The following is a 20,036-nucleotide window of genomic DNA, read 5'->3' on the forward strand; positions in this document are numbered from 1 at the left end:
CCCATGTCGGCCGGACAGGTTGTCGAACCCATCACCGCGTACGAGCGGCACGTCCACGACGTCGTGGCCGTTCACCGTACCGGCCGGACCCGGGTCCAGGAGTTCGCGATCGTCGAGCTCGGGACCTACGGACCCGCCCTCCTGCTCGACGGGCGGGTCCAGTCGACAGCGGCGGACGAGGCCCACTACCACGAGGCGCTGCTGTACCCCGCCTACGCGATGAGTGAGCGGGTCGAGCGCGTGCTGGTCTTCGGCGGCGCGAACGGCGGCGTCCTCCACCGCCTGTGCGCCCTGCCCGACCTGCGGCAGGTGGTCCAGCTCGACGTGGACGGCGAGCTGTACGAGATCACCAGGTCGGCGCTTCCCCACATGCACCGGGGGGCGGAGCGCGACCCCCGGTGCCGCGTCGTGTTCGGAGACCCCCGGGCCCTGGTCCGCGAGATCGACGGCACCTTCGACCTGGTGATCGCCGACCTTCCCGACGCCACCGAGGGATCGGCCACCGAACGGCTCTTCACGACGGAGTTCTACGCCGAGGTCAGACGAGTCCTGCGTCCCGGGGGACTCTTCGCGACGCAGGCGGGGCCCGCGCACTTCCTCAGCCCGGACTTCTTCGCGGGCACCCTGCGGACCCTGGGAACGGTCTTCCGGTACGCGACGCCGTACGCCATCTCGGTGCCCTCCTACGGCGTGCCGTGGGGGTTCGTGGTCGCCGGGGACACGATCGACCCCGCGGCCGTGACGGAGGAGCGGGTGGAGGAGGCCATGGCGAAGGTGGATCCGAAGACGCCCGTCGTCTACGACGCGATCACCCACCGCCACATGTTCGCGCTCGAACGGCGGCTGCGTGAGGCGCTGGCCAACTCCGGCACGGTGGCCACGGACCGGAGACCGATCAATGTAGTTTCGTGATCCCGCACGCTCGTCCCGGCCACGTTCATGGAGAGATGAAACCCGATGTCAGTTCCCGGTAGGTCCTCGCTGGCCGGCACCACGGCCGCCGTCGCGACGGGGATCACCGCCAACCTCATCTGGGGACTCGCGTTCCTGGTCCCCGTCCTGCTCAGCGCCTTCGACCCCGTGGTCATCACGCTCGGCAGATACGTCAGCTACGGCGTCGTCTCGCTGCTGATCCTCGCGGTCACCAGGACCCGGCTGCGCGGCCTCGGAAGAGACGTCTGGCTGATGGCCGCCCTGTTCGCCTTCACCGGCAACGTCGGCTACTACTTCTTCCTCGTCCAGGGTGTCGCGCTCGTCGGCGCCCCCGTCGTCGCCGTGATCATCGGCACCCTGCCGGTCACCGTCGCCCTCTACGGCAACTGGCGCCAGCGGGAGTTCCCGTTCAGCCGTCTGGCCCTGCCCATGGCCCTCATCGCCGCGGGGCTCATCCTCGTCAACCTCACCGAGGCCGGTGGGTCGGGCACCGCGGACCGGCCGCTGGGCGCCCAGCTCGCCGGTGGCGGCTGCGCGCTCCTCGCCCTGCTGATGTGGACGTGGTACGGCGTCGCCAACGCGGCCTTCCTCAAGACCCACCCCGACATGACCTCGGGGCGGTGGGCGACCCTCATCGGCGTCGTGACCCTCGTCATGGCGCTGTTGGCCAGCCCCCTGCTGCTGCTCGGCTCCACCGCCTCGCCCACCCCGGGCACCGGGGGAGTTGGCGACTCGGTGGCGTGGCTGATCGTGGGCAGCCTCGTCCTGGGCATCCTGGTCTCCTGGGGCGGCACCCTGCTGTGGAACAGGGCCTCCCACCAGCTCCCGGTCTCGGTCTCCGGACAGCTCATCGTCTTCGAGACGATCTCCGGTCTCTCCTACGTCTTCCTCGCCGAACGCCGTCTGCCACCCCCCGTCGAGGTCGCGGGCATCGCCGTCGTCATCATCGGCGTCCTGATCGGCATCAGGCGGTCGATGCGTCAGGCCGCCCGCGAGCCCGTCGGCCACCTCAACCATGGGAACGACCGATGAACTCCGACGAACCGCACGTCAGACTCGCCGCGATCCGGGACAGGGTGACCGTCGCGGCCGAGAAATCCGGCCGGAACGGCGACGAGGTGACCGTCATCGCGGTCACCAAGACCCATCCGGCGAGCACCGTCGCCCGCCTGCGCGGCACCGGCCTGACCGACCTCGGCGAGAACCGGATCCAGGAGGCCGCGACCAAGATAGAGGAGCTCGGCCGTACCCCTTGGCGCTGGCACCTCATCGGCTCCCTGCAGTCGAACAAGGCGGCCCAGGCGGTGCGGCTGTTCGACGTCGTTCACTCCGTCGACACCCTGAAACTCGCCCGGCGCCTCGACCGGGTCGTCGCCGACGACCCCGAGCGGGGCCCGCTGCCGATCCTGCTCCAGGTCAACGTCGCCGGGGAGGCGAGCAAGTCCGGCTTCGACGTCCGCGGCCCCGGCGACGGGGAGCGATGGGAACGGTTCCTCGACACCGTCCAAGAGATCGCCTCCCTGCCCAACCTGGTGCCGTACGGCCTCATGACGATCGCCCCCTTCGAGGACGACCCCGAGCGGGTCCGCCCCTGCTTCAGGGCCCTCGCCCACCTCAGGGACGCACTGCGCGAACACGTACCGAACCGCGACTGGCGCGAACTGTCGATGGGCATGTCCAACGACTTCGAAGCCGCCATCGAGGAGGGCGCCACGATGATACGCATCGGCAGAGCCCTCCTGGGCGACAGAAGCGCCGCCATCTGAACCCGGTTGGTCGCGTCCGCTTGGAGAGTTCTGGGCGGTTCGTCCCCGGGAAACGAGCGCCGCACGGCTCACGCGCGTCGTACGGCGAAGCGGGAGCCGTTCCTTTCGATCTCGACAGCTCCCGTGCCGCCGAAGTGTGCCGGGATCACGAGTGCCCGGTGGTCGGCGGCCCACGTGAGGATCGACGCGCGGGTGCGGGCCGCCTCGGCCGGGTCGTGGCAGAAGCAGCTCGACACCTCGGGAGTCAGGATCTGCACGGGGGAGTGCAGGAGGTCTCCCGCGAAGATCGCCCTGTCGCCGTCCGATTCGAGCGTCAGCACGTTGTGGCCGGGGGTGTGGCCGGGCGCGAGGGTGAGCCGCAGGTTCTCGTCGATGGTGTACGAGTCGTCCCAGATCCGGGCCTGTCCCGACCTGAGGACGGGGGCGATCGACCGCTCGTGGACGGCGGCGCTGCGGCCGGGCTCCTCGGTGAGCGTACGCGGGTCGAAGAAGTCGAGATCGGGACGCGAGAACAGATAACGGGCGTTCGGGAATGCCGGAACCCATCCTCCGTCGCCATCCGGGGAGGTGTTGCCTCCGACGTGGTCGGCGTGCAGGTGGGTGCAGACGACGAGATCGACGTCCGTCGGCGCCACCCCGGCGGCGGCGAGCGAGGCCGTCAGCGGGACACCGTCCTGCTCGACGATCCCGGGGGCGAGGCCGGTGTCGACGACGATGACGCGGCCCGCGCTGCGCAGCAGCCAGGTCCGGACCTCCACCCGCACCCGGTTCGCGTCCTCGTCCCAGTGGTCGGGGACGAGCCAGGCGCGGTTCGCCCGCCACAGGTCCTGGTCGGTGCCCGGGAAGAAATCGGTGGGCGACAGCGGCCCGTTGCCGAAGTGCGGGATCCGGGTCACCGAGACCCGGCCCAGCTCGATCGTGTGCATATGCTGAAGCTTCGGGCACCTCGCCGGAGGCCGAAAGAAGGCACATTGATGTCCACTGACGCCGTCGTCACGACCGCCGCCTACGAGGCGTGCCCGGTGACGGGGGTGCTGCGCATCATCGGCGACAAATGGAGCCCGGCCGTCCTGCGCCTGCTCGCCGAGCGCGGCCACGGCTTCAACGAACTGGACCGCTCGATCGAGGGCATCAGCCGCCGCATGCTGACCCGGACGCTCCGGTCCCTGGAGGAGTCCGGATACGTCCTCCGCACGCCGTACGGCCCGGCCCCGGCACGCGTGGAGTACACACTGACCGCCCGAGGCCGTTCCCTCCGCGAACAACTTCGCGCACTCGGCCAGTGGGCGTCGGTCCACGACACCGGCCCCTGACGCGCGCAGCCGACATCCGGCCGAGGACATGCCGGTAGGAAGCCTTCTGGGCCGTCCGCCGATGCCCGCCAACACCGAACGAGCCGAATCAACCTTGCCGCTCAGAAATGGCTCGCGTCTTCCCCTGAAAGGCAAACACCGATCCACCGTTCAAGTTCTCCAACAACGCCTTCCATGATCGCCAGTTGTAAAGTGGCGCCATGTTCAGCAGGCCACCCGGCTTACCCTTCCTGGTTGTTTTCTCGGCTGTGGCAGCCGTCATTCTGATGTGGGCCAGTTACCCGTACTGGTACGGGGTCGAGATGTTCTTCTACGCGGTTCCGTTCGGCGGGTGGCTGCTCGCCTACTGGGCCATTCGGGTGGTGCTGGCCAGGCGCACGGGGACCCTGACGGGTTCACGCCTCCGCTGGATCCTGCCGCCCTTCATCGCAGGTGGCGTCGTGCTCGCCCTCATGACCGACGCGCCGTTCTGGATACGCTTCACGATCTCCGCTCCCAGCATGGAAGCCTATGCCGGAGCCGTGGCCGAAAGCCCCAACCATCGAGAGCCCTGTCAATGGGTGGGCCTGTATCGCGTGTGCGACGGATGGCGATATCTGGATCCCGAAACCGGCGAAGAGGTGACCGGCAGTGCCGAGTTCGGCGTCGAGGACTGGTTCCTTGACACCAACAAGGGCTTTGTCTGGCTGCCCTCCGGCAAGCCGTACGAGACGATCGACGACAGATATCGCTACCTGAAGGACCATTGGTACGGCTCCGACGGCTGGGGCCACTGGTGATCGAGTTGTACTACCTGATGGACGCCGAAAGCGCCGCTTGCTTCGTCGCACCCGACGTCGGCAGGTAGCCACCTGCTCCCTGACGAGCAAGGGGATCCTTAACAGGGACACCAACCAGCCGAGGCGGCGCCCCAGGTCGAGGCGCTCCGTATAGGTACCGCTGCTGTGACCACGTGCATGAATCGCCAACAGGTGGGCGTTAATCGTCAATGCTTCTCAGAAGATGGCACGGCACCCTTGGAGTTGCTTCCCCTCTGGGAGACCGAAGAAGAGAGGTTGGGTGATTAATTAGATTTACGGCTGTCCTGTTCGTCCTCGCTCTGGCTGCAGGATAGCTTCACTGGTGATCGGACATTCTCGGAGTGCGAAGTCCGCCATTGGGATATGTGACATTCAGGTCGTCTGAGAAGTCGCATCATCCCTCGCTGGATTTTGCACAAGCGAAACAACAGATGGAGTCCAAACCAGGTACGACGCGGAAGGATCCGATCGGTGACCGCTTTGAAACGGCCTATACTGGCCGCAGTATTCGTTATGACCCTCGCCGCAGGGTCAATGATCATGGGAATTCAGTCGGCTGTCGCAGCCGGACAATCATCGTCCACAGGGAGCGATGCGACCTACATGGCCGAACAGCCACCACGAGTCTGCGCAACCGGAGATTGGTTCGTTGAAGACGTCTGGCGTATCGGCAGTGACGGCAAAGGCCATATAGGCTACTACGCATACGATTATCAGGGATCTTACACGGCGGAGGGTAGCGTACATCGTCGCTACAACGTGAAATTCTCAAGCGACGACGGCTATTTCAACGACGCAGGAGCGGGTGCATGGAGCTTCGCCTGCGCCAAAGCTTGATCGCAATAACCAGTCATTCTTGACTGGTTCGCTCATCGGTATCTGCCAGCATTTCTCTGTGTACTGACGATCTACTTGGTCGGGCACTGGGGAGGAAATCGCCGCGGTTTGTCTCCGATGACGCCGACCCGAGCGGAGCCTATGCTTGCGTGCGAGACAGATCCGGCGCGGGCAGCGCCATGGTGATGCGCATCCCTGTATCTGCTTGTGGAAGTACGCAGAAACCTGGTTAGACGAGGACACCCTCGTGATACCTTGATGAGGTTTTCGATGATCGAAAACCTCAATCGCAGAGGTTCCGGCCGTCCAAGAAAGTTCGAAACGGAATTCACCGCGACGCGGGCCTAGGGGGCGAGACGCCTACCTGGGCCCGTTGTCGTTTATCAGCCAATCAACGGCAATCAGGAGCGTTCGGGGGCCAGGCGGCGCCCCCTCACTTCCTGTCATGGAAGACTCCTCCCGCAGAGTTTCTGAACGAGCAGGGACAACCATAGGGCCCGTGCTGGCCGCTCCTGCGGAAGATCACCCCAGGCCGACAGGATCGTTCAGTTCGATGATGCCGCCGACGGTGAGGATAGTCAGGCTTGAGGAAGAGGAACAGGGCTGGGTCGTCGCCAATGTGGGGCCGATCCGGGGACATAAGTTCGTCCCGGGCCTCGGTGGAGCCATCGTTTCGGCACCTCAGAACAGATCCGTGTCAACCCGCTTACCTGGGCCGGTCCTTGAGTTTGCGCCAGCCGCCTGCTCGGTTGTTGGCGATGATCTGGCGGAACATGGCGGTGAGGGCGGGGGCGTTGATCGGTTCGCCTTCGCGGAAGGCCACGGTGCGGGCGGTCTTGTTGTGGTGGCCGGACGTGATGATGCCTTCGGGATCGGGGACGATGCCGCCGTCGTACAGGAACACGTTGACGTGGTCCTTGGCGGCGAGCAACGCGCACACGTTGCCCTGAAGCACGAAGTAGGGCTGGACGGTTCGCTTGACGGTCTCGGTGACCTCGGGGTCGGCGGCATGGATCAGGTCCCTGACCCGCTGGCAGATGTCCCGCTGCCACTCGGGCAGAGCCTCGATGTAGGCGTCCACGCGCGGGTCGGTCTCGTAGGGGCGTACGTCGTTCACAGCCAGGCTCCCACGATCGCCGAGGTGATGAGGATTTTGATCAGCCAGTCGCCCGCGTGCAGCGCCGCGGTGGCGGCGGGTGTCCTCTCCCACATCATGGACCCGGTGAGCAGCACCGCGGGGAACCCGACCCAGAGCACCAGGCCGAGCACCACCACCGACCACACATCGGAGAGACCGGCGTACCGGGCCAGGCCCGCGATCACTGCGGCGACCACGAGGCCGCGTGCCAGCTCCAGCAGGATCTTCAGCGGCGGCGGCCGATCGCCCCGATCCGGTGCGCGCTCACCCAGCAGGCGCTTCTCGACCGGTGTGAGCAGGGCGTAGTAGACCGAACTGAGCACGAAGACCACGATTGACGCGGTGACGACGGAGATCAAGCTGCCCACGTTTCACCTCTAAGTAAACTAAACGGTATCGTTTCCGTGCTGAGAAAACTAAACCGGGTAGTGTTCCCTGTCAAGGAGGTAGTTCGTTGACGACTTCGACACGGGCCGAGGCCCGCTCGGCGCGCAAGCGTCAGGAGATCCTCACGGCCGCGCGGTCGGTGTTCACCGCCCAGGGCTACGTCGGCACCAGCATGGACGCGGTGGCCGCCGCGGCGGGCGCCTCGAAACGGACGGTGTACCAGTACTTCGCCGACAAGGAGGAGCTGTTCGCCGGTGTCGTGCTGGACACCGTCGATCGCGGCTACGAGTACTTCAGGCCCGCGATCCTCGCGCTCGCGGAGGCGGACGACCTTGAGACCGCCCTGCGGGACCACGCCCGGATGACGCTCGCCGGGTTGATGAACCCGGAGATCCTCCAGATGCGACGCCTCGTCATCGCCGAGGCGGAGCGCTTCCCGGCCATCGGCCGTGAGTACTTCGAGCGGAGCTGGGGCCGTACGCTGAAACTCCTCGCGGAGACCTTCGCGAAGCTCACCGAGCGCGGCCTGCTGAACACCCCCGATCCCGAGCGTGCCGCCTACATGTTCACCTGGCTGATCGTCTCGATCCCCACCGGCCGATCGGCCTTCCTGGGTGACGCGGCCATCGGCTCCCCCGAGGAGCTGACCGACCTGGCCGACGAGGGCACCCGCGTCTTCCTCGCCGCTTTCGCCCGCCGCTGACTTTGGGGTACGGCCGGCGCCCCAGAAAAATTCCGGAGGCGGTGTCGGATCGGGACGGTGGCGTTCGTAGCAGGGGTGAGGCCGCCCGCAAGGGGCGGCGCCGAGGCAAGGGAATCGCGACCATGAAGCTGACGACCGTAACCCAGGTCACCCTCGACGGAGTCGTGCAGGGAAACGGCGGCGCGTCGGACGAAGACCGCAGGAACGGCTTCGAGCGCGGCGGATGGGCCCTGGGCAAGGGCGACAAAGAGACCCACGCGTTCATCAACCAGACCTACCAGCGCGCCGACGCGTTCCTGTTCGGGCGGCGGACCTACGAGCTGTTCGCCGGTTCGTGGGGGACGATGACGGTCCAGGACGCCCCCGGCTGGGAGCCCGTCCTGCGGGCGTTGAACACCCGGCCCAAGTACGTGGCCTCGACCACGCTCGTTGATCCGGCGTGGTCGGACACCACAATCCTGTCCGACGACCTCGCGACCGCCGTCGCGGACCTGAAGGCCAAGCCGGGAGGTGAGCTGCAGGTGAACGGCAGTGGCACCCTGATCCGGTGGCTGCTGGAGAACGATCTGGTCGATGAGATGACGCTGATCGTGGTCCCGGTGGTCGTCGGCCAGGGCACGCGCTTGTTCCCGGAGGCCGGCCCGGACCTCGCGCTCGACCTGGTCGAGTCACGCGTCGACACGAAGGGCGTGACGATCCAGGTCTACCGACCGGCCGGGCGCCCGCAGTACGTCTTCAACCCGCACCACCCGACCGGCACCGGGAGATGATCCGCAGATGCAGTACCTGATTTCCGTGATCCACGACCAGGCCACCCTCGCCACCCCGGAGGAGGACGCCGCGATCGACGTGTTCAACGACCGGCTTCAGACCGAGGGCCACTGGGTCTTCGCCGGTGGCCTCGCCTCACCCGAAACGGCCACCGTCATCGACAACCGGGGCGGGTCGGAGATGGTCACCGACGGGCCCTTCCTGGAGTCGAAGGAGTATCTCGCCGGTTTCTGGATCATCGAGGCGGCTGACCTCGACGTGGCGCTCAGGCTGGCGGCCGAGGGGTCGAGGGCCTGTAACCGGAAGGTCGAGGTCCGGCCGTTCCAATGAACACGATCCGTGAGGCGATCACCCGGGCCCATCGTGAGGAGTGGGCCCGGATCGTCGCCTCCCTGACCAGGCGCTTCGGTGACCTCGACATCGCCGAGGAGGCGGCCGCCGAGGCGTTCGCGACCGCCGTACAGCGGTGGCCGACCGACGGGGTGCCCCCCAACCCGGGCGCCTGGCTGACCACGACCGCCAACCGCCAGGCCATCGACCGGATCCGGCGCGAGAGCAAACGCGACGACAAGCACAGGAAGGCTCAGGTGTTCCACGACGACCCGCCCGAGTCTCTCGGCGCCATCGACGACGACCGGCTCCGGTTGGTCTTCACCTGCTGTCACCCGGCGCTGGCGATGGAGACCCGCGTGGCGCTGACGCTGCGCATGGTCGCCGGTCTGACCATGCCCGAGATCGCCCGCGCCTTCCTGGTCGCCGAAAGTGCCATGGGGCAGCGGATCACCCGCGCGAAGGCCAAGATCAAGGCGGCCCGCATCCCCTACCGCGTGCCGTCCGCCGAGGACCTCCCGGCGCGCGTCTCCGGCGTCCTCGCCGTCCTCTACCTCGTCTTCAACGAGGGCTACCTGGCCACCGGCCCCGACACCGATCCTGTACGGCATGAGCTGACCGGCGAGGCGATCCGGCTCACCCGCCTGATCCGTGTCCTCCTGCCGGACGACGGTGAGGTGGCCGGGCTGCTGGCGCTGATGCTCCTCATCGAGGCCCGCCGTCCCGCCCGGGTCTCGCCCGGCGGCGAACTGGTCGCCCTCGGTGAGCAGGACCGTGGGGCCTGGAACGCGGAGCTGATCGCCGAGGGGCACCGGCTGGTGCGCGAGCGCCTCGCCGCCGGTGTGGCCCCGGGGCGCTACCAGATTCTCGCGGCGATCAACGCCGTGCACACCTCCGCCCGCGACATGCGCGACACCGACTGGTCGCAGGTCCTCGCCCTCTACGACCAGCTCGTCCGCCTCGACCCCTCGCCGATCGTCGCCCTCAACCGGGCCATCGCGGTCGCCGAACTCGACGGCCCCGAGGTGGCGCTGGCGGCCGTCGACCGTCTTGAGCACAGGTTGGCCGCCTATCACGCCTACCACGCCACCCGCGCCGACCTGCTGCGTCGGCTGGGCCGTGGTCAGGAGTCGCGCGCGGCCTACGACAGGGCCATCGACCTGGCGGGCAACACCGCCGAGACCGCCTACCTGACCCGCCGCCGCGACCAACTGCTCCCGTAACGGCGCCGGTCAGGCGGCGGTGGTGCGGGCGTAGTGTTCGGCGATGTCGTCGCTGGTCGTGGTCCACACGCCCGGGTGGTTGACGACGTACTCGAGCGCCTGGTCCAGATACTTCATCCGGAACGCCTGGCCGGTGACGAAGGGGTGCAGGGCCAGCGACATCACACGGCCACTGTGCTCGGAGTCCGCGTACAACTGGTCGAGCTGATCCTTGACGATCCGCACGAAGTCGGGGCCACTGATGGAGTGGGCGGTGAACAGTCCCAGGTCGTTGAGTTCGAGGGTGTAGGGGACGCTCAGCAGCCCCGGCACGTTCAGCCGGAACGGCTGGTCGTCGGCGGTCCAGTCCAGCACGTAGTGGAGACCGAGTTCGGCGAGCAGCGCCGGGGTCTGGAACGTCTCGCTGAGGGCCGGTCCCATCCAGCCTCGGGGACGCCGCCCGGTCGCCTTCTCGATGCTCTCGACGACCTCGGTCAGGTAGGCGCGTTCGTCCGCCTCGACTTCGGCCTGCACTGTGGAGTTGTTCTTACCGTGTGCGAGCCAGGCCCAGTCGCGCGCCCTACCGGCCTCGACGATCTGCGGGTAGTGCTCGGTGACATCGGAGTTGATCAGCGCGCTTGGCCGTACGCCATGACGGTCGAAGGACTCGATCATCCGCCAGATTCCCACCCGGGGGCCGTAGTCACGCCACCCGTGGTTCAGCGGATCGGGCACGAGGGCCGCGGTGCCCTGGTTGATGCTGGTGGACGGCTTGCCCAGGACGAAGTGCTCCACGTTGAGGCCGACGTAGAACGCCACCCGGGCGCCGCCGGGCCACCGGATGGGGACGCGCTCGGTGATCGGGCTGTAGCCGTACAGGTCGTTGCGCATGAGGTTTCCTTCGCGAGAAAGGGAGACGATCCGGATCGGATCGCGATACGCTACGGATCGTGTCGCACCATCGCGGCCATGTCAACACGAACCGGTTCGTCTCCCCGATGCGATAGCGTGAGCCCGTCAGCACTACGGAGGTGGCATGAGCACGACGCGGGCACCCGACCCCGCCCGGCGCAACCCGCAGGTGACCGCCGCGATTCTTGAGGCCGCGCTCGCCATGGCGCGCGAGGACGGCCTGGCACGAGTCAGCATCGAGGGGATCGCGGCCCGCGCGGGCGTCGGCAAACGAACCATCTACCGCTGGTGGCCCTCCAAGGGTGCGGTCGTCCTGGACGCGTGGGCGCAGCGGCTCGAAGAGCGCCTGCACCGGCGGCTCGAAGCCACGCAGACCGACGACTTCGAGGCCGACCTGAAGCTGATGGTCAAGGACGCCTGGATCGACACGATCGGTGACACACGCGGCGTGCTCGCCTCGATCGTCGCCGAGGCCCAGCACGACCCCGACCTCGCCGCGGAGTTTCGCAAGCGCCTCATCAGCCCCGCCAGCGCACTGGTCGCGGAGCGCATCCGCCGCGCCCAGGCGGACGGACAGGTCGCCGCCGACATCGACCCGTACCGCGCCATCGAGCTGATCTACGCCCAGCTCTACTACCGGCTGCTCATCGTCCCCGGCCCCCACGACGAGGCATACGTCAACGACGTCGCCGACCTCGCCATGCGCGGCCTCAGGCCCTGACGTGACTAGCCTGGCGTCCTGGTGGAATTCTCCGGGCCGGAGCGCTGTTGGCCGGATACGTCGATCTTGGCCGTAACGGGGGAAGCTGATGACGATCTTGATCACGACGCCGACGGGTGGTGTGGGGCGCCACCTGACCGAGGCCCTACGGGACCGGGAGGACGTGCGTTTCCTCGTCCGTTCCCCGGCCAGCGCCCAGGCGCTCGGCGCGGTTCGCGGGGAGGTCGTTCGCGGTGACGCCGCCAACGCCGACGACGTCCGCCGCGCGGTCGCCGGGGTGGAGCGGCTCTACCTCGCGCATCCTTTCGCCGAGGACCAGGTGTCCATCGAGATCGGAATCGGCCTGGCCGCCCTTGAGGCGGGCGCACGGCGAATCGTCAAGCTCGGCGCCCGAGCGTTCACCGGTCCCGAGGCCATCCCCGACGCCGTCACCGGCGCCCATCACGTGATCACCGAACGGCTGCGCGAGGCCGGTGTTCCCGAACTGACCGTCCTGCGGCCCGACCGGTTCCTGCAGAACTTCCTGCCGGCCGCCGCCTCGATCGCCCAGGGCACGCTGTCCGATCCGGTGTTCGCCGGGGCGCGGGGCTACATCGACGTGCGGGACATCGCGGAGGTCGCGCTCGCCGAGCTCCTGGCCGCCGACCCGGTCGGCGGCGAGATCGATCTCAGCGGCCCGCGGTCCCTGACCGTGCCCGAGCTGGCCGAGCGCTTCGGCGCCGTGATCGGCAGGCCGGTCCGCTACGTCGAGGTTCCGATGGACGAGGCCTGGCGTACCACCCTGGCCGAGAGCGGAGTCCCCCCACACGTCATCGACGGTCTGCGTGACCTGTACACCAACTACCTGCGCGAGGGCGTGGCAGGACTCGGCGACGGCGTCCAGCGAATCCTCGGTCGCGGCCCACGCTCGGCGGAGGACTTCGCCGCCGACCAGCTCGCGCCTGCCGTACGGCGACACCTCCCGTGAGGAGCGGTCATGTGGCCTGTGTGCCGGTTGAGGAGGTCGCGTCCTTCCGGCCCGCGTGGAGGCTGGTCAGGGTGACGGTGACCAGCACGGCGATGATGACTGCCAGCGAGGCGAGCGTGGGGATCTGCGGCACCCAGGTCCAGATGCCGTGCGCCCAGTGCAGGACGAGCTTGACGCCGATGAAGGCCAGGATGACGGCCAGACCGTGGTTCAGGTGGCGCAGCTTCGCCAGCGCGCCCCGGAGCACGAAGTACAGCGCCCGCAGGCCCAGCAGGGCGAAGGCGTTGGTGGCGAAGACGAGGAACGGGTCCTCGGTCACGCCGTACACCGCGGGCACCGAGTCGACGGCGAAGACGATGTCGGTGGCGAAGACCGCCACGACGGCCAGGGCCAGCGGGGTCAGCGCGCGGCGGCCACCCTCGCGGACGAGCATGCGCGAGCCCCGGTAGTCGTCGGTGACCGGCATGAAACGCCGGATCAGGTGGACCGTGCGCATGGAGGAGATGTCCACCTGCTGCTCGTGCCCGGTCAGCGCGTCGCGGAAGACCTTCACGGCGGTGACGATCAGCACCGCGCCGAAGAGCAGGAACGCCCAGGTGCCGCTCTTCAGGGCCGCGGCCCCGAGCGCGATGAAGATCGCGCGCAGCACCAGCGCCCCGACGATGCCGTAGAGCAGGACCCGCTGGGCCAGCGCGGGCGGGACCGCGAAGGCGGCGAGCAGGAGCATGAAGACGAAGAGGTTGTCGACCGACAGCGACTTCTCCACCACGTAGCCGGTGAAGAACTCCACCGAGACGCCCGAGCCGTGCGCCGCCCACAGGTAGACGCCGAAGGCCAGCGGAAGGGCCAGGTAGAAGATCGACCAGCCCACCGCCTCGCGCATCCGCACCTCGTGCGGGCGATGGGTTATCGCGAAGTCCAGGGCCAACAGGACCAGCAGGGCGCCAATGGTGATCGTCCACAGGCCGGGGGAGGCGATCGTCTCAAGATCGGCCGCCAGCGGACTCGTTTGGACGGGCATGAGGGCTCCTCGAACGCGCTTGGCTGTTCGAGGTCTCCTTCACCCGCGTCATCCGGGCGACTGTCCGGGGACACCGTGGGGCGTCCGTACTGACCGGAGCAGCTCTTGGGAAGTACTCCCCTCGCTCCTCTCAGGTTAGGCCACCTCCCGCTCCGGGTGAACCTTGACCCGGGGCTGAGATGGACAGATAGTGAAATAAGCGGAGGGGAGTACCCGCCGTCCGACACCTCGTCCGTCAGCACGGCCCCCGTGGTCCGGGAGCCCGGCGAGGTGGCCCTCCCGGTCCGGGAGGGTGTGGGAAGACCTCCGTCCTCTGGTTCGCACGTTCACCACGAGGACGAAGGAGATCCCATGTCCCACGTGCTCGCCGAAGTTCTCCTGGGCATCCTGCTGACGCTCTCCGCGCTCGTCACCGCCGCCGTCCTGTGGCCGGGCCCACGCCGCCCACGATCGCCGTCGCTTCCCAAGCCGCCTCCCCGGCCCGGCGTCCGGAGAGCCGCGAATCGCCCGGCGACGGCTGGGGACTCGCTCCCGGGATCATTTCCCGGGCATGAGCACGGTGTCGATGATGTAGACGGTGGCATTGCGGGTGGGCACGTTGCCGCACACCACCTTGGCGTCGCCGACCGTGTAGTCCTGGCCGGAACCGGCGGTGGTGATCTTGCCGCCCTGCAACGTGGTGAACGAGCCGCTCGCCAGATCGGCGGGCGTCTTACGCCCGGCGACGACGTGGTAGCTGAGGATGCCGGTCAGCGCCTCCTTGTCGGCGAGCACCTTGTCCAGCGTCTTCTTGTCGATCTTGGCGAAGGCGTCGTTGGTCGGGGCGAAGACGGTGATGCCGTCGGCGGAGTTGAGCGTGTCCACCAGGCCTGCCTTCTGCACCGCGGCGACCAGGGTGGACAGGACCGGGTTGTTGGAGGCGGCGGTGGCGACCGGGTCGTCGGCCATGCCGGTGAAACTGCCCTCGCCGGAGGAGGGAACCGCGGAGCAGGCCGTACCGAACGGCGTGTCGGCGACGGGCTCGACGGCGGAGTCGGTGACCGTCGGTGTGCCGCTGGGAGCCGGGGCGGCACCGCTCGCGGAAGGAGCCGCGCCGGTGTTGTCGCCGCCGCACGCGGTCAGGGACACGGCCAGGGCGAGCAGGGGCAGAACGACGGTAAGGCGCTTGTTCTTGATCATGTGATGGGGTTCCTCATCTGAGTGCGGCCATGTTCTGTGCGGGAGGGGGCCCGCCGTACGGCTATCTGGGGGGCATGAGCACGGTGTCGACGATGTAGACGGTGGCGTTGCGGGTGGGGACGTTGCCGCACACGACCTTGGCGTTGTTGACCCTGTAGGTGGCGCCGGAGCCGGTGGTGGTGATCTTGCCGCCCTGCAGGGTGGTGAACGAGCCGCTCTTCAGGTCGGTGGGCGTCTTGCGGCCGGAGACGACGTGGTAGGTGAGGATGCCGGTCAACGTCTTCCTGTTGGCCAGGACCTTGTTCAGGGTCTTCCTGCCGAGCTTGGCGAACGCCTGGTTGGTGGGCGCGAAGACGGTGATGCCGTCGGCGGAGTTGAGCGTGTCCACCAGACCCGCCTTCTTCACCGCGGTGACGAGCGTGGACAGGGCGGGGTTGTTGGAGGCGGCGGTGGCGACCGGGTCGGCGGCCATGCCGCTGAAGCTCCCCTTGCCCGTGCTGGGAACGGCCGAGCAGGCCGGGCCGAAAGGCCGCCGGGCCGCGGCCTCTGCGGCGGTGTTGGCGAGCGCGCCCGAGCCGGGCATCGAGACGGCGACAGCCACGATCGGCAGTGCGGCGGCGATGTGACGGATGTTCATGTTCTGGCATCTCCTGTGTTCGGTGGATGGACGTGCCGAGGGGGTTCAGGTGACGGTCACCAGGACCGTGTGCCAGCCGGTGGCGCCATCCGGGATCGGCGGCACCCGTTCGGCGGGCTGGGTGTGGCCGGTGGCGTCGGTGGCGCGGACCTCGATGCGGTGCTGTCCGGGGGTGGCCTGCCAGGTCGTACGCCATTGCCGCCAGGTGTCGGGTCCCGCGGAGGCGGCCAGGTCGGCCTGGCGCCAGGGGCCGCCGTCGACGCGAACCTCAACGGCCGCGACGCCACGGTGCTGCGCCCACGCCGTACCCGCGACGGTGACCGGACCCGCCGGTATCTCGGCGAACGGCTTGGGCACCTCGATGCGGGAGGCGGTCTTGATCGGCGCTCGCTCGGCCCAGCCGCGCCGGGTCCAGTAGGCGCGCTCGTCGGCGAAGCGGGTGAGCTTGAGGTCGACTACCCATTTGGTGGCCGAGACGTATCCATACAGACCGGGCACGACCATCCGCGCGGGGAAACCGTGGGCGGGCGACAGCGGCTGGCCGTTCATGGCGATGGCGAGCAGGGCGTCACGGCCGTCCAGCACGCTCTCCAGGGCGGTGGAGGCGGTCCAGCCGTCGGCCGAGCGGGACAGGATCTGATCGGCTTCTGCCCGGATGCCGGTCTCGCGCAGCAGAGCCGCCAGATCGACGCCGAGCCAGCGGGCGTGCCCCGCGTATGGTCCGCCGACCTCGTTGGAGACGCAGGTCAGGGTGATGTCACGCTCGGTCAGAGGCCGGGCCAGCACATCGGCGAAGCTCAGCTCGACCGGACGGTCGACCATGCCGTGCACGCGTAATGTCCACTCCTGGTACGGCACGCGAGGGATGACCAGCGCGGTGTCGACCCGGTAGAAGGCGCGGTTGGGCGTGGTGAACGGGCCGAGTCCGGGCACGTTCAGCTCCACCCCTGCGGGAAGCGTTCCTGCGGGGTCGGCCGGACGGGGAAGCACCAGGGCGCGGCCGTCGGCGGAGGATCGGCGGGCCGAGACGATCGCCCGGCCGGTGCCGCCGCTCAGGACGGCCAGCCCCAGCATCGCGGCTCCCCGAGTGAGCAGGACCCGCCGTGCGGGATCATCTGTCTCAGGTCCCGGCTGAGATAGGCGACGGGTACGCAGCAGGGCGAACGCACCGCCCGCCGCCCCCACCACGGCGGGCAGGACATCCGCCGGTCGCGAGCCCGGCCGTGACAGCGCCGCAGCCCCGGCGACCGCCGCGAGCCCTGTCAGGGCTGCGATGGCCAGGTACGGTCGCCGGGGCGCGGCGATTCCAATGGCTGCGGCCGCGATGACGATCACGGCTGCCAGCCCCACGAGCAGGACCAGCTTGTCCTGGGCGCCGAAGGTACGGATGGCGAAGTCCTTCAGCCACGCCGGGCTCAGATCGATGAACACCGACCCCACCGCGGGAAGCGGACCGGCCTCGGGCCGCCCGATCAGCGCGGCCGTCAGTTCCGCCGAGCCCAGGGCCAGCGCCGCGGCGAGCACACCGAAGGCCGCCATCACGACGCGGGCCGGTTTCTCAGCAGTCACACCGGGGCTTCGGAGCCACTGCGGAAACGGATGGGTGCCCCCGGCCCAGAAGCTGGAAAGTCAGGCGGCGGGCACGTTCAGCAGCAACAGCGGCGTGGTGGTCGGCTGCCGTGAACCACCGGTCGGCTCCACCGTCACCCCTACCCGGTCCACATCGGAGTCGGTGGCGCTCAGCACCGGCACCGTACCTCCGGAGCCGCTGGAGGCGAGCAGCCCGGCCGAGGTGATCCGCCCAGGAGCGAGCCGCCACAGCTGGTAGACCCGGCCCGCGGGCGGATCGCCCAGCCCGGCCGCCCAGAAAACCATCGCGCCCCGCGAACGCGACACCACCACCGTGCCGCGTCCGCCTCGCCCCACCCCGGTGGCCGGAGCCGTCACGGTCCGAGCGTCATCCGCCGTCAGCACCGCGGTGATCCGCTGCTCGGCACGCCGGGCCTGTTCCAGCTCCTGACGCGCCTGAAGGGTCGTCACGCCGAGTCCGGCCACCACGGCCAACGCCGCCGCCACACACAGAGCCGTCAGCCAGGGCCGCCACGTGACCGCCCCCATCCGCCTGACACGTGGTGTGGACGCGACCTCCGGTGGCAGCTGCCGTACCTGCTCGATCTCGGCCAGCACCCGCGCCCGCAGGCCGGGCGGCGGCTCGGCCGCCACCGCCGCACCGAGCCGCGCGGCCGTCTCGGCCAGCGTCGCCGTCTCCTGCGCGCACTCGGCGCACGCGGCCAGATGCCGCTCGAAACGACGCAGCTCGACCTCGTCGTCGATGGCGTCCAGCGCATAGGCACCCGCCAGGGTGTGCGGGTCTCGTGCCTTCATCGGCCCACTCCCAGGCAGTCGCGCAGCCGGATCAGCCCATCGCGCATCCGTGTCTTGACCGTCCCCAACGGCGCCTTGACCAGCTCGGCGACCTCCCGATAGGAGTAGCCGCCGTAGTAGGCGAAGGTGACCGACTCACGCTGCAACTCGGTCAACCCGTCCAGGCAGCGGCGCAGCCGCTCGCCTTCCAACCGGCCCACCACCAGCTCTGGCACCTCGTCAAAGGGTCTGTACGGCTCCAGCCGCGCCGCCCGTTCTTCCCGGTCCATGCCCGCCTGCGCCGAACGCACCCGATCGATCGCCCGCCGATGCGCGATGGTCAGCACCCACGCCATCACCGACCCCTTCCCTGGTTCGTAACGGGCGGCGCCGCGCCACACCTCAACCAGCACCTCCTGCGCCACCTCCTCGCTGTGCGCCCGATCCCGCAACACCCGCAGCACCAGCCCGAACACCCGCGGCGCCAGCACCTCGTACAGCCGCTCGAACGCCCCGCGATCACCTTTGCCGACCGCCTGCAGCAACTCCTCCAGCCCCGGCGGGCAGTCTTCGCCAACCGGCGACTGATCACGCGCTCTCATGCAGCCCCTCCCGCCCCGACCGACACAGCACCGGCCAGAAGAACTTCGGAGCCATCCACGTATTGGATGGGTTTCAGGGCTGGTGGTTCCTCAACGGCACGGGTGAGGCGCCCTGCCGGTGTCGTCCCACCGGAGGGATCGCCTGGCTTGTCCAGCTCGAACTGGGAGGTCGCCAGTGCACTGGGCGAGCGCATGCCGGTGCCGGTTGACGTCGCCACTGACCGGCTCGGCGGTGGCGGCGGGCGGCCGGGATCAGCCGTTGGGGTCCTTCGGAGTCGCCTCCACGATGGACAGGACGGTACCGGTGGGGATGACGCGGGACAGCCGCAGATCGGCCGCCTCGAAAAGCTGCGAGAACTCCTGCGCCGTGCGCTCACGACCGACGAGAGAGGCCATCAGCAGAAGGTCGACGAGCTTCGCCTGGTGCGGGGCGTCGCCGGGGGGAACGACCGCGTCGATGACCAGGATCCGGCCACCCGGCCGCATCGCCGTACGGCAATTGCGCAGAATGGTCACGCACTGGTCGTCCTCCCAGTCGTGCAGGATGCGCTTCAGCAGGTAGATGTCCCCTTTGGGGACCTCGGTGAAGAAGTCCCCCACGGCCAGTTCCCAGCGGCCACCGGCCTCCGCCACGTCCAGCACGTGGTGTCGCAGGACGTGCTCGGCGTCGAAGAGCACACCCCGCAGGCCGTCCCTCCGGCCCAGCACCGACAGCAGCAGCCCGCCCTGGCCGCCGCCGACATCGACGACGACCCCCGAGTCGGGGAATTCGCAGGCCGCGGCGATCGGCGCGTTCTCCTGGGCGGACATAGCCGCCATCCCATGGTGGAAGATGGCCGCCGTCGCCTGATCCTGTGCGAAATAGTCGAAGAACGGCATGCCGAAGATGTCGTCGAACGCCGAGCCGCCCCCCTGCAGGCAGCGTTCCATCTCGCCGGCGGGCCGCCACATCGACTGGTCCGTGAGCATCAGTACGGCTGACCGCGCTGACAGGGGCGCGTCCGTGCGCAGCGCGTCTCCCGCAGGGGTGAGGCGGAACCGGCCGTCGTCCAACTCCTCGAAGATCCCGCGGGTCGCCGACACCCGCAGGGCCCGGTACAGGCTCTGCGCGTTGACATCCGTACGCCGGGCCAGGTCTTCGACGGTGCGCGGACCGTCCGCGAGATGATCTGCCACGCCGGTCGCGGCTACGGCCCGCAGGGCGGCCGGGTAATAGAACATGAGCGCTTCGTCGATCAGGAAGGACGCCGACGTCCGACCGTCAGCGGTCGCGCTGTCCTGTTCGTGGCGGCCATCCATCTAGGTGCCTCCCTGGGTGGGATCTGCGTGTTCTTCGCCGTCTCTGCGGTGTGGGACCTCGTTCGAGCCTATGGGTCTGCCGGATCTTCAACCATTGGTCCAGGAGGCGATATCCGGCTGCACCGTGAGTGAGCATAGTGTCGCGCGGATCACC

23 protein-coding genes are annotated in these 20,036 nt (G+C 68.7%); 12 read left to right on the forward strand and 11 right to left on the reverse strand.

The annotated features are described in order from the left end of the window. Window positions 1-3: 3 nt before the first annotated feature. The 3 genes from FHS44_RS21580 to FHS44_RS21590 are packed head-to-tail and all read left to right on the forward strand — an operon-like array spanning window position 4 to window position 2,699. Window positions 4-912, forward strand: a complete 909-nt coding sequence (locus FHS44_RS21580; protein ID WP_184717395.1) for a spermine/spermidine synthase domain-containing protein — start codon at window positions 4-6, stop codon at window positions 910-912. Window positions 913-957: 45 nt separating this feature from the next. After that, window positions 958-1,965, forward strand: a complete 1,008-nt coding sequence (locus FHS44_RS21585; RefSeq protein WP_184717397.1) for a DMT family transporter — start codon at window positions 958-960, stop codon at window positions 1,963-1,965. Continuing rightward, window positions 1,962-2,699, forward strand: a complete 738-nt coding sequence (locus tag FHS44_RS21590) for a YggS family pyridoxal phosphate-dependent enzyme (RefSeq protein WP_184717400.1) — start codon at window positions 1,962-1,964, stop codon at window positions 2,697-2,699. Before FHS44_RS21585 ends, FHS44_RS21590 begins: the two co-directional genes overlap by 4 nt. Window positions 2,700-2,767: 68 nt before the next feature. Here FHS44_RS21590 and FHS44_RS21595 read toward each other — a convergent pair whose 3' ends face one another. Next, a complete protein-coding gene (locus FHS44_RS21595) occupies window positions 2,768-3,625 on the reverse strand; it encodes an MBL fold metallo-hydrolase (protein WP_184717402.1) in 858 nt (285 codons plus the stop codon). Between the two features lie 48 nt (window positions 3,626-3,673). Between FHS44_RS21595 and FHS44_RS21600 the strand changes: the two genes are divergently transcribed. From FHS44_RS21600 to FHS44_RS21610, 3 genes are all read left to right on the forward strand, one after another. Continuing rightward, window positions 3,674-4,012, forward strand: coding sequence for a winged helix-turn-helix transcriptional regulator (locus tag FHS44_RS21600; RefSeq protein WP_184717404.1), 339 nt, complete (start codon window positions 3,674-3,676; stop codon window positions 4,010-4,012). 200 nt (window positions 4,013-4,212) lie between these two features. After that, the gene (locus FHS44_RS21605; RefSeq protein ID WP_184717406.1) at window positions 4,213-4,791 is read left to right on the forward strand and encodes a hypothetical protein; all 579 of its coding nucleotides are present in this window, start codon (window positions 4,213-4,215) and stop codon (window positions 4,789-4,791) included. A 492-nt stretch (window positions 4,792-5,283) separates the two neighbouring features. Continuing rightward, the gene (locus tag FHS44_RS21610) at window positions 5,284-5,649 is read left to right on the forward strand and encodes a hypothetical protein (RefSeq protein WP_184717408.1); all 366 of its coding nucleotides are present in this window, start codon (window positions 5,284-5,286) and stop codon (window positions 5,647-5,649) included. Window positions 5,650-6,355: 706 nt separating this feature from the next. Here FHS44_RS21610 and FHS44_RS21615 read toward each other — a convergent pair. Next, window positions 6,356-6,766 (reverse strand): DUF1801 domain-containing protein, encoded by a 411-nt coding sequence (locus tag FHS44_RS21615; protein WP_184717410.1) that lies wholly within the window; start codon window positions 6,764-6,766, stop codon window positions 6,356-6,358. Continuing rightward, complete coding sequence (locus FHS44_RS21620; protein WP_184717412.1) at window positions 6,763-7,155, reverse strand: DUF1761 domain-containing protein; 393 nt, start codon at window positions 7,153-7,155, stop codon at window positions 6,763-6,765. The genes FHS44_RS21615 and FHS44_RS21620 overlap by 4 nt, the downstream gene beginning before the upstream one ends. Window positions 7,156-7,241: 86 nt before the next feature. Between FHS44_RS21620 and FHS44_RS21625 the strand changes: the two genes are divergently transcribed. The 4 genes from FHS44_RS21625 (at window position 7,242) to FHS44_RS21640 (ending at window position 10,201) form a co-directional block, all read left to right on the forward strand. After that, on the forward strand, window positions 7,242-7,877 hold the full coding sequence (locus FHS44_RS21625; protein WP_184717414.1) for a TetR/AcrR family transcriptional regulator: 636 nt from the start codon (window positions 7,242-7,244) through the stop codon (window positions 7,875-7,877). A 122-nt stretch (window positions 7,878-7,999) separates the two neighbouring features. Next, window positions 8,000-8,647, forward strand: a complete 648-nt coding sequence (locus FHS44_RS21630) for a dihydrofolate reductase family protein (RefSeq protein WP_184717416.1) — start codon at window positions 8,000-8,002, stop codon at window positions 8,645-8,647. A gap of 7 nt (window positions 8,648-8,654) precedes the next feature. After that, complete coding sequence (locus FHS44_RS21635; protein WP_184717418.1) at window positions 8,655-8,978, forward strand: YciI family protein; 324 nt, start codon at window positions 8,655-8,657, stop codon at window positions 8,976-8,978. Then, window positions 8,975-10,201: an RNA polymerase sigma factor gene (locus FHS44_RS21640; protein WP_184717420.1), complete on the forward strand. Its 1,227-nt coding sequence runs from the start codon at window positions 8,975-8,977 to the stop codon at window positions 10,199-10,201. Before FHS44_RS21635 ends, FHS44_RS21640 begins: the two co-directional genes overlap by 4 nt. 9 nt (window positions 10,202-10,210) lie before the next feature. Here the strand turns inward: FHS44_RS21640 and FHS44_RS21645 are convergent, their stop codons facing one another. Further along, window positions 10,211-11,071, reverse strand: coding sequence for a polysaccharide deacetylase family protein (locus FHS44_RS21645; RefSeq protein ID WP_184717422.1), 861 nt, complete (start codon window positions 11,069-11,071; stop codon window positions 10,211-10,213). 145 nt (window positions 11,072-11,216) lie between these two features. On the opposite strand from FHS44_RS21645, the gene FHS44_RS21650 reads away from it, so the two are divergent. Together FHS44_RS21650 and FHS44_RS21655 are read left to right on the forward strand one after the other, a co-directional pair. Continuing rightward, complete coding sequence (locus tag FHS44_RS21650) at window positions 11,217-11,813, forward strand: TetR/AcrR family transcriptional regulator (RefSeq protein WP_184717424.1); 597 nt, start codon at window positions 11,217-11,219, stop codon at window positions 11,811-11,813. Window positions 11,814-11,901: 88 nt separating this feature from the next. Next, window positions 11,902-12,780 (forward strand): NmrA family NAD(P)-binding protein, encoded by an 879-nt coding sequence (locus FHS44_RS21655; protein ID WP_184717426.1) that lies wholly within the window; start codon window positions 11,902-11,904, stop codon window positions 12,778-12,780. Window positions 12,781-12,787: 7 nt separating this feature from the next. Here the strand turns inward: FHS44_RS21655 and FHS44_RS21660 are convergent, their stop codons facing one another. From FHS44_RS21660 to FHS44_RS21690, 7 genes are all read right to left on the reverse strand, one after another. Further along, on the reverse strand, window positions 12,788-13,801 hold the full coding sequence (locus FHS44_RS21660; RefSeq protein ID WP_184717428.1) for a TerC/Alx family metal homeostasis membrane protein: 1,014 nt from the start codon (window positions 13,799-13,801) through the stop codon (window positions 12,788-12,790). Between the two features lie 537 nt (window positions 13,802-14,338). Next, a complete protein-coding gene (locus FHS44_RS21665; protein WP_184717430.1) occupies window positions 14,339-14,980 on the reverse strand; it encodes a fasciclin domain-containing protein in 642 nt (213 codons plus the stop codon). 61 nt (window positions 14,981-15,041) lie between these two features. Further along, complete coding sequence (locus FHS44_RS21670; protein WP_246435875.1) at window positions 15,042-15,563, reverse strand: fasciclin domain-containing protein; 522 nt, start codon at window positions 15,561-15,563, stop codon at window positions 15,042-15,044. A 99-nt stretch (window positions 15,564-15,662) separates the two neighbouring features. Further along, on the reverse strand, window positions 15,663-17,186 hold the full coding sequence (locus tag FHS44_RS21675; protein WP_312863761.1) for a molybdopterin-dependent oxidoreductase: 1,524 nt from the start codon (window positions 17,184-17,186) through the stop codon (window positions 15,663-15,665). 60 nt (window positions 17,187-17,246) lie between these two features. Continuing rightward, window positions 17,247-18,002 carry an anti-sigma factor gene (locus FHS44_RS21680; RefSeq protein WP_184717434.1) on the reverse strand — a complete coding sequence of 252 codons (756 nt, stop codon included), beginning with the start codon at window positions 18,000-18,002 and terminating at the stop codon, window positions 17,247-17,249. Continuing rightward, a complete protein-coding gene (gene sigK / locus FHS44_RS21685) occupies window positions 17,999-18,583 on the reverse strand; it encodes an ECF RNA polymerase sigma factor SigK (RefSeq protein WP_184717436.1) in 585 nt (194 codons plus the stop codon). The genes FHS44_RS21680 and sigK overlap by 4 nt, the downstream gene beginning before the upstream one ends. A gap of 252 nt (window positions 18,584-18,835) precedes the next feature. After that, window positions 18,836-19,882: a methyltransferase gene (locus FHS44_RS21690; protein ID WP_184717438.1), complete on the reverse strand. Its 1,047-nt coding sequence runs from the start codon at window positions 19,880-19,882 to the stop codon at window positions 18,836-18,838. Window positions 19,883-20,036 lie beyond the last annotated feature (154 nt).

The sequence above is a fragment of the Streptosporangium saharense genome (assembly GCF_014203715.1).
In the GTDB taxonomy this organism is placed as follows: Bacteria; Actinomycetota; Actinomycetes; order Streptosporangiales; family Streptosporangiaceae; genus Streptosporangium; species Streptosporangium saharense.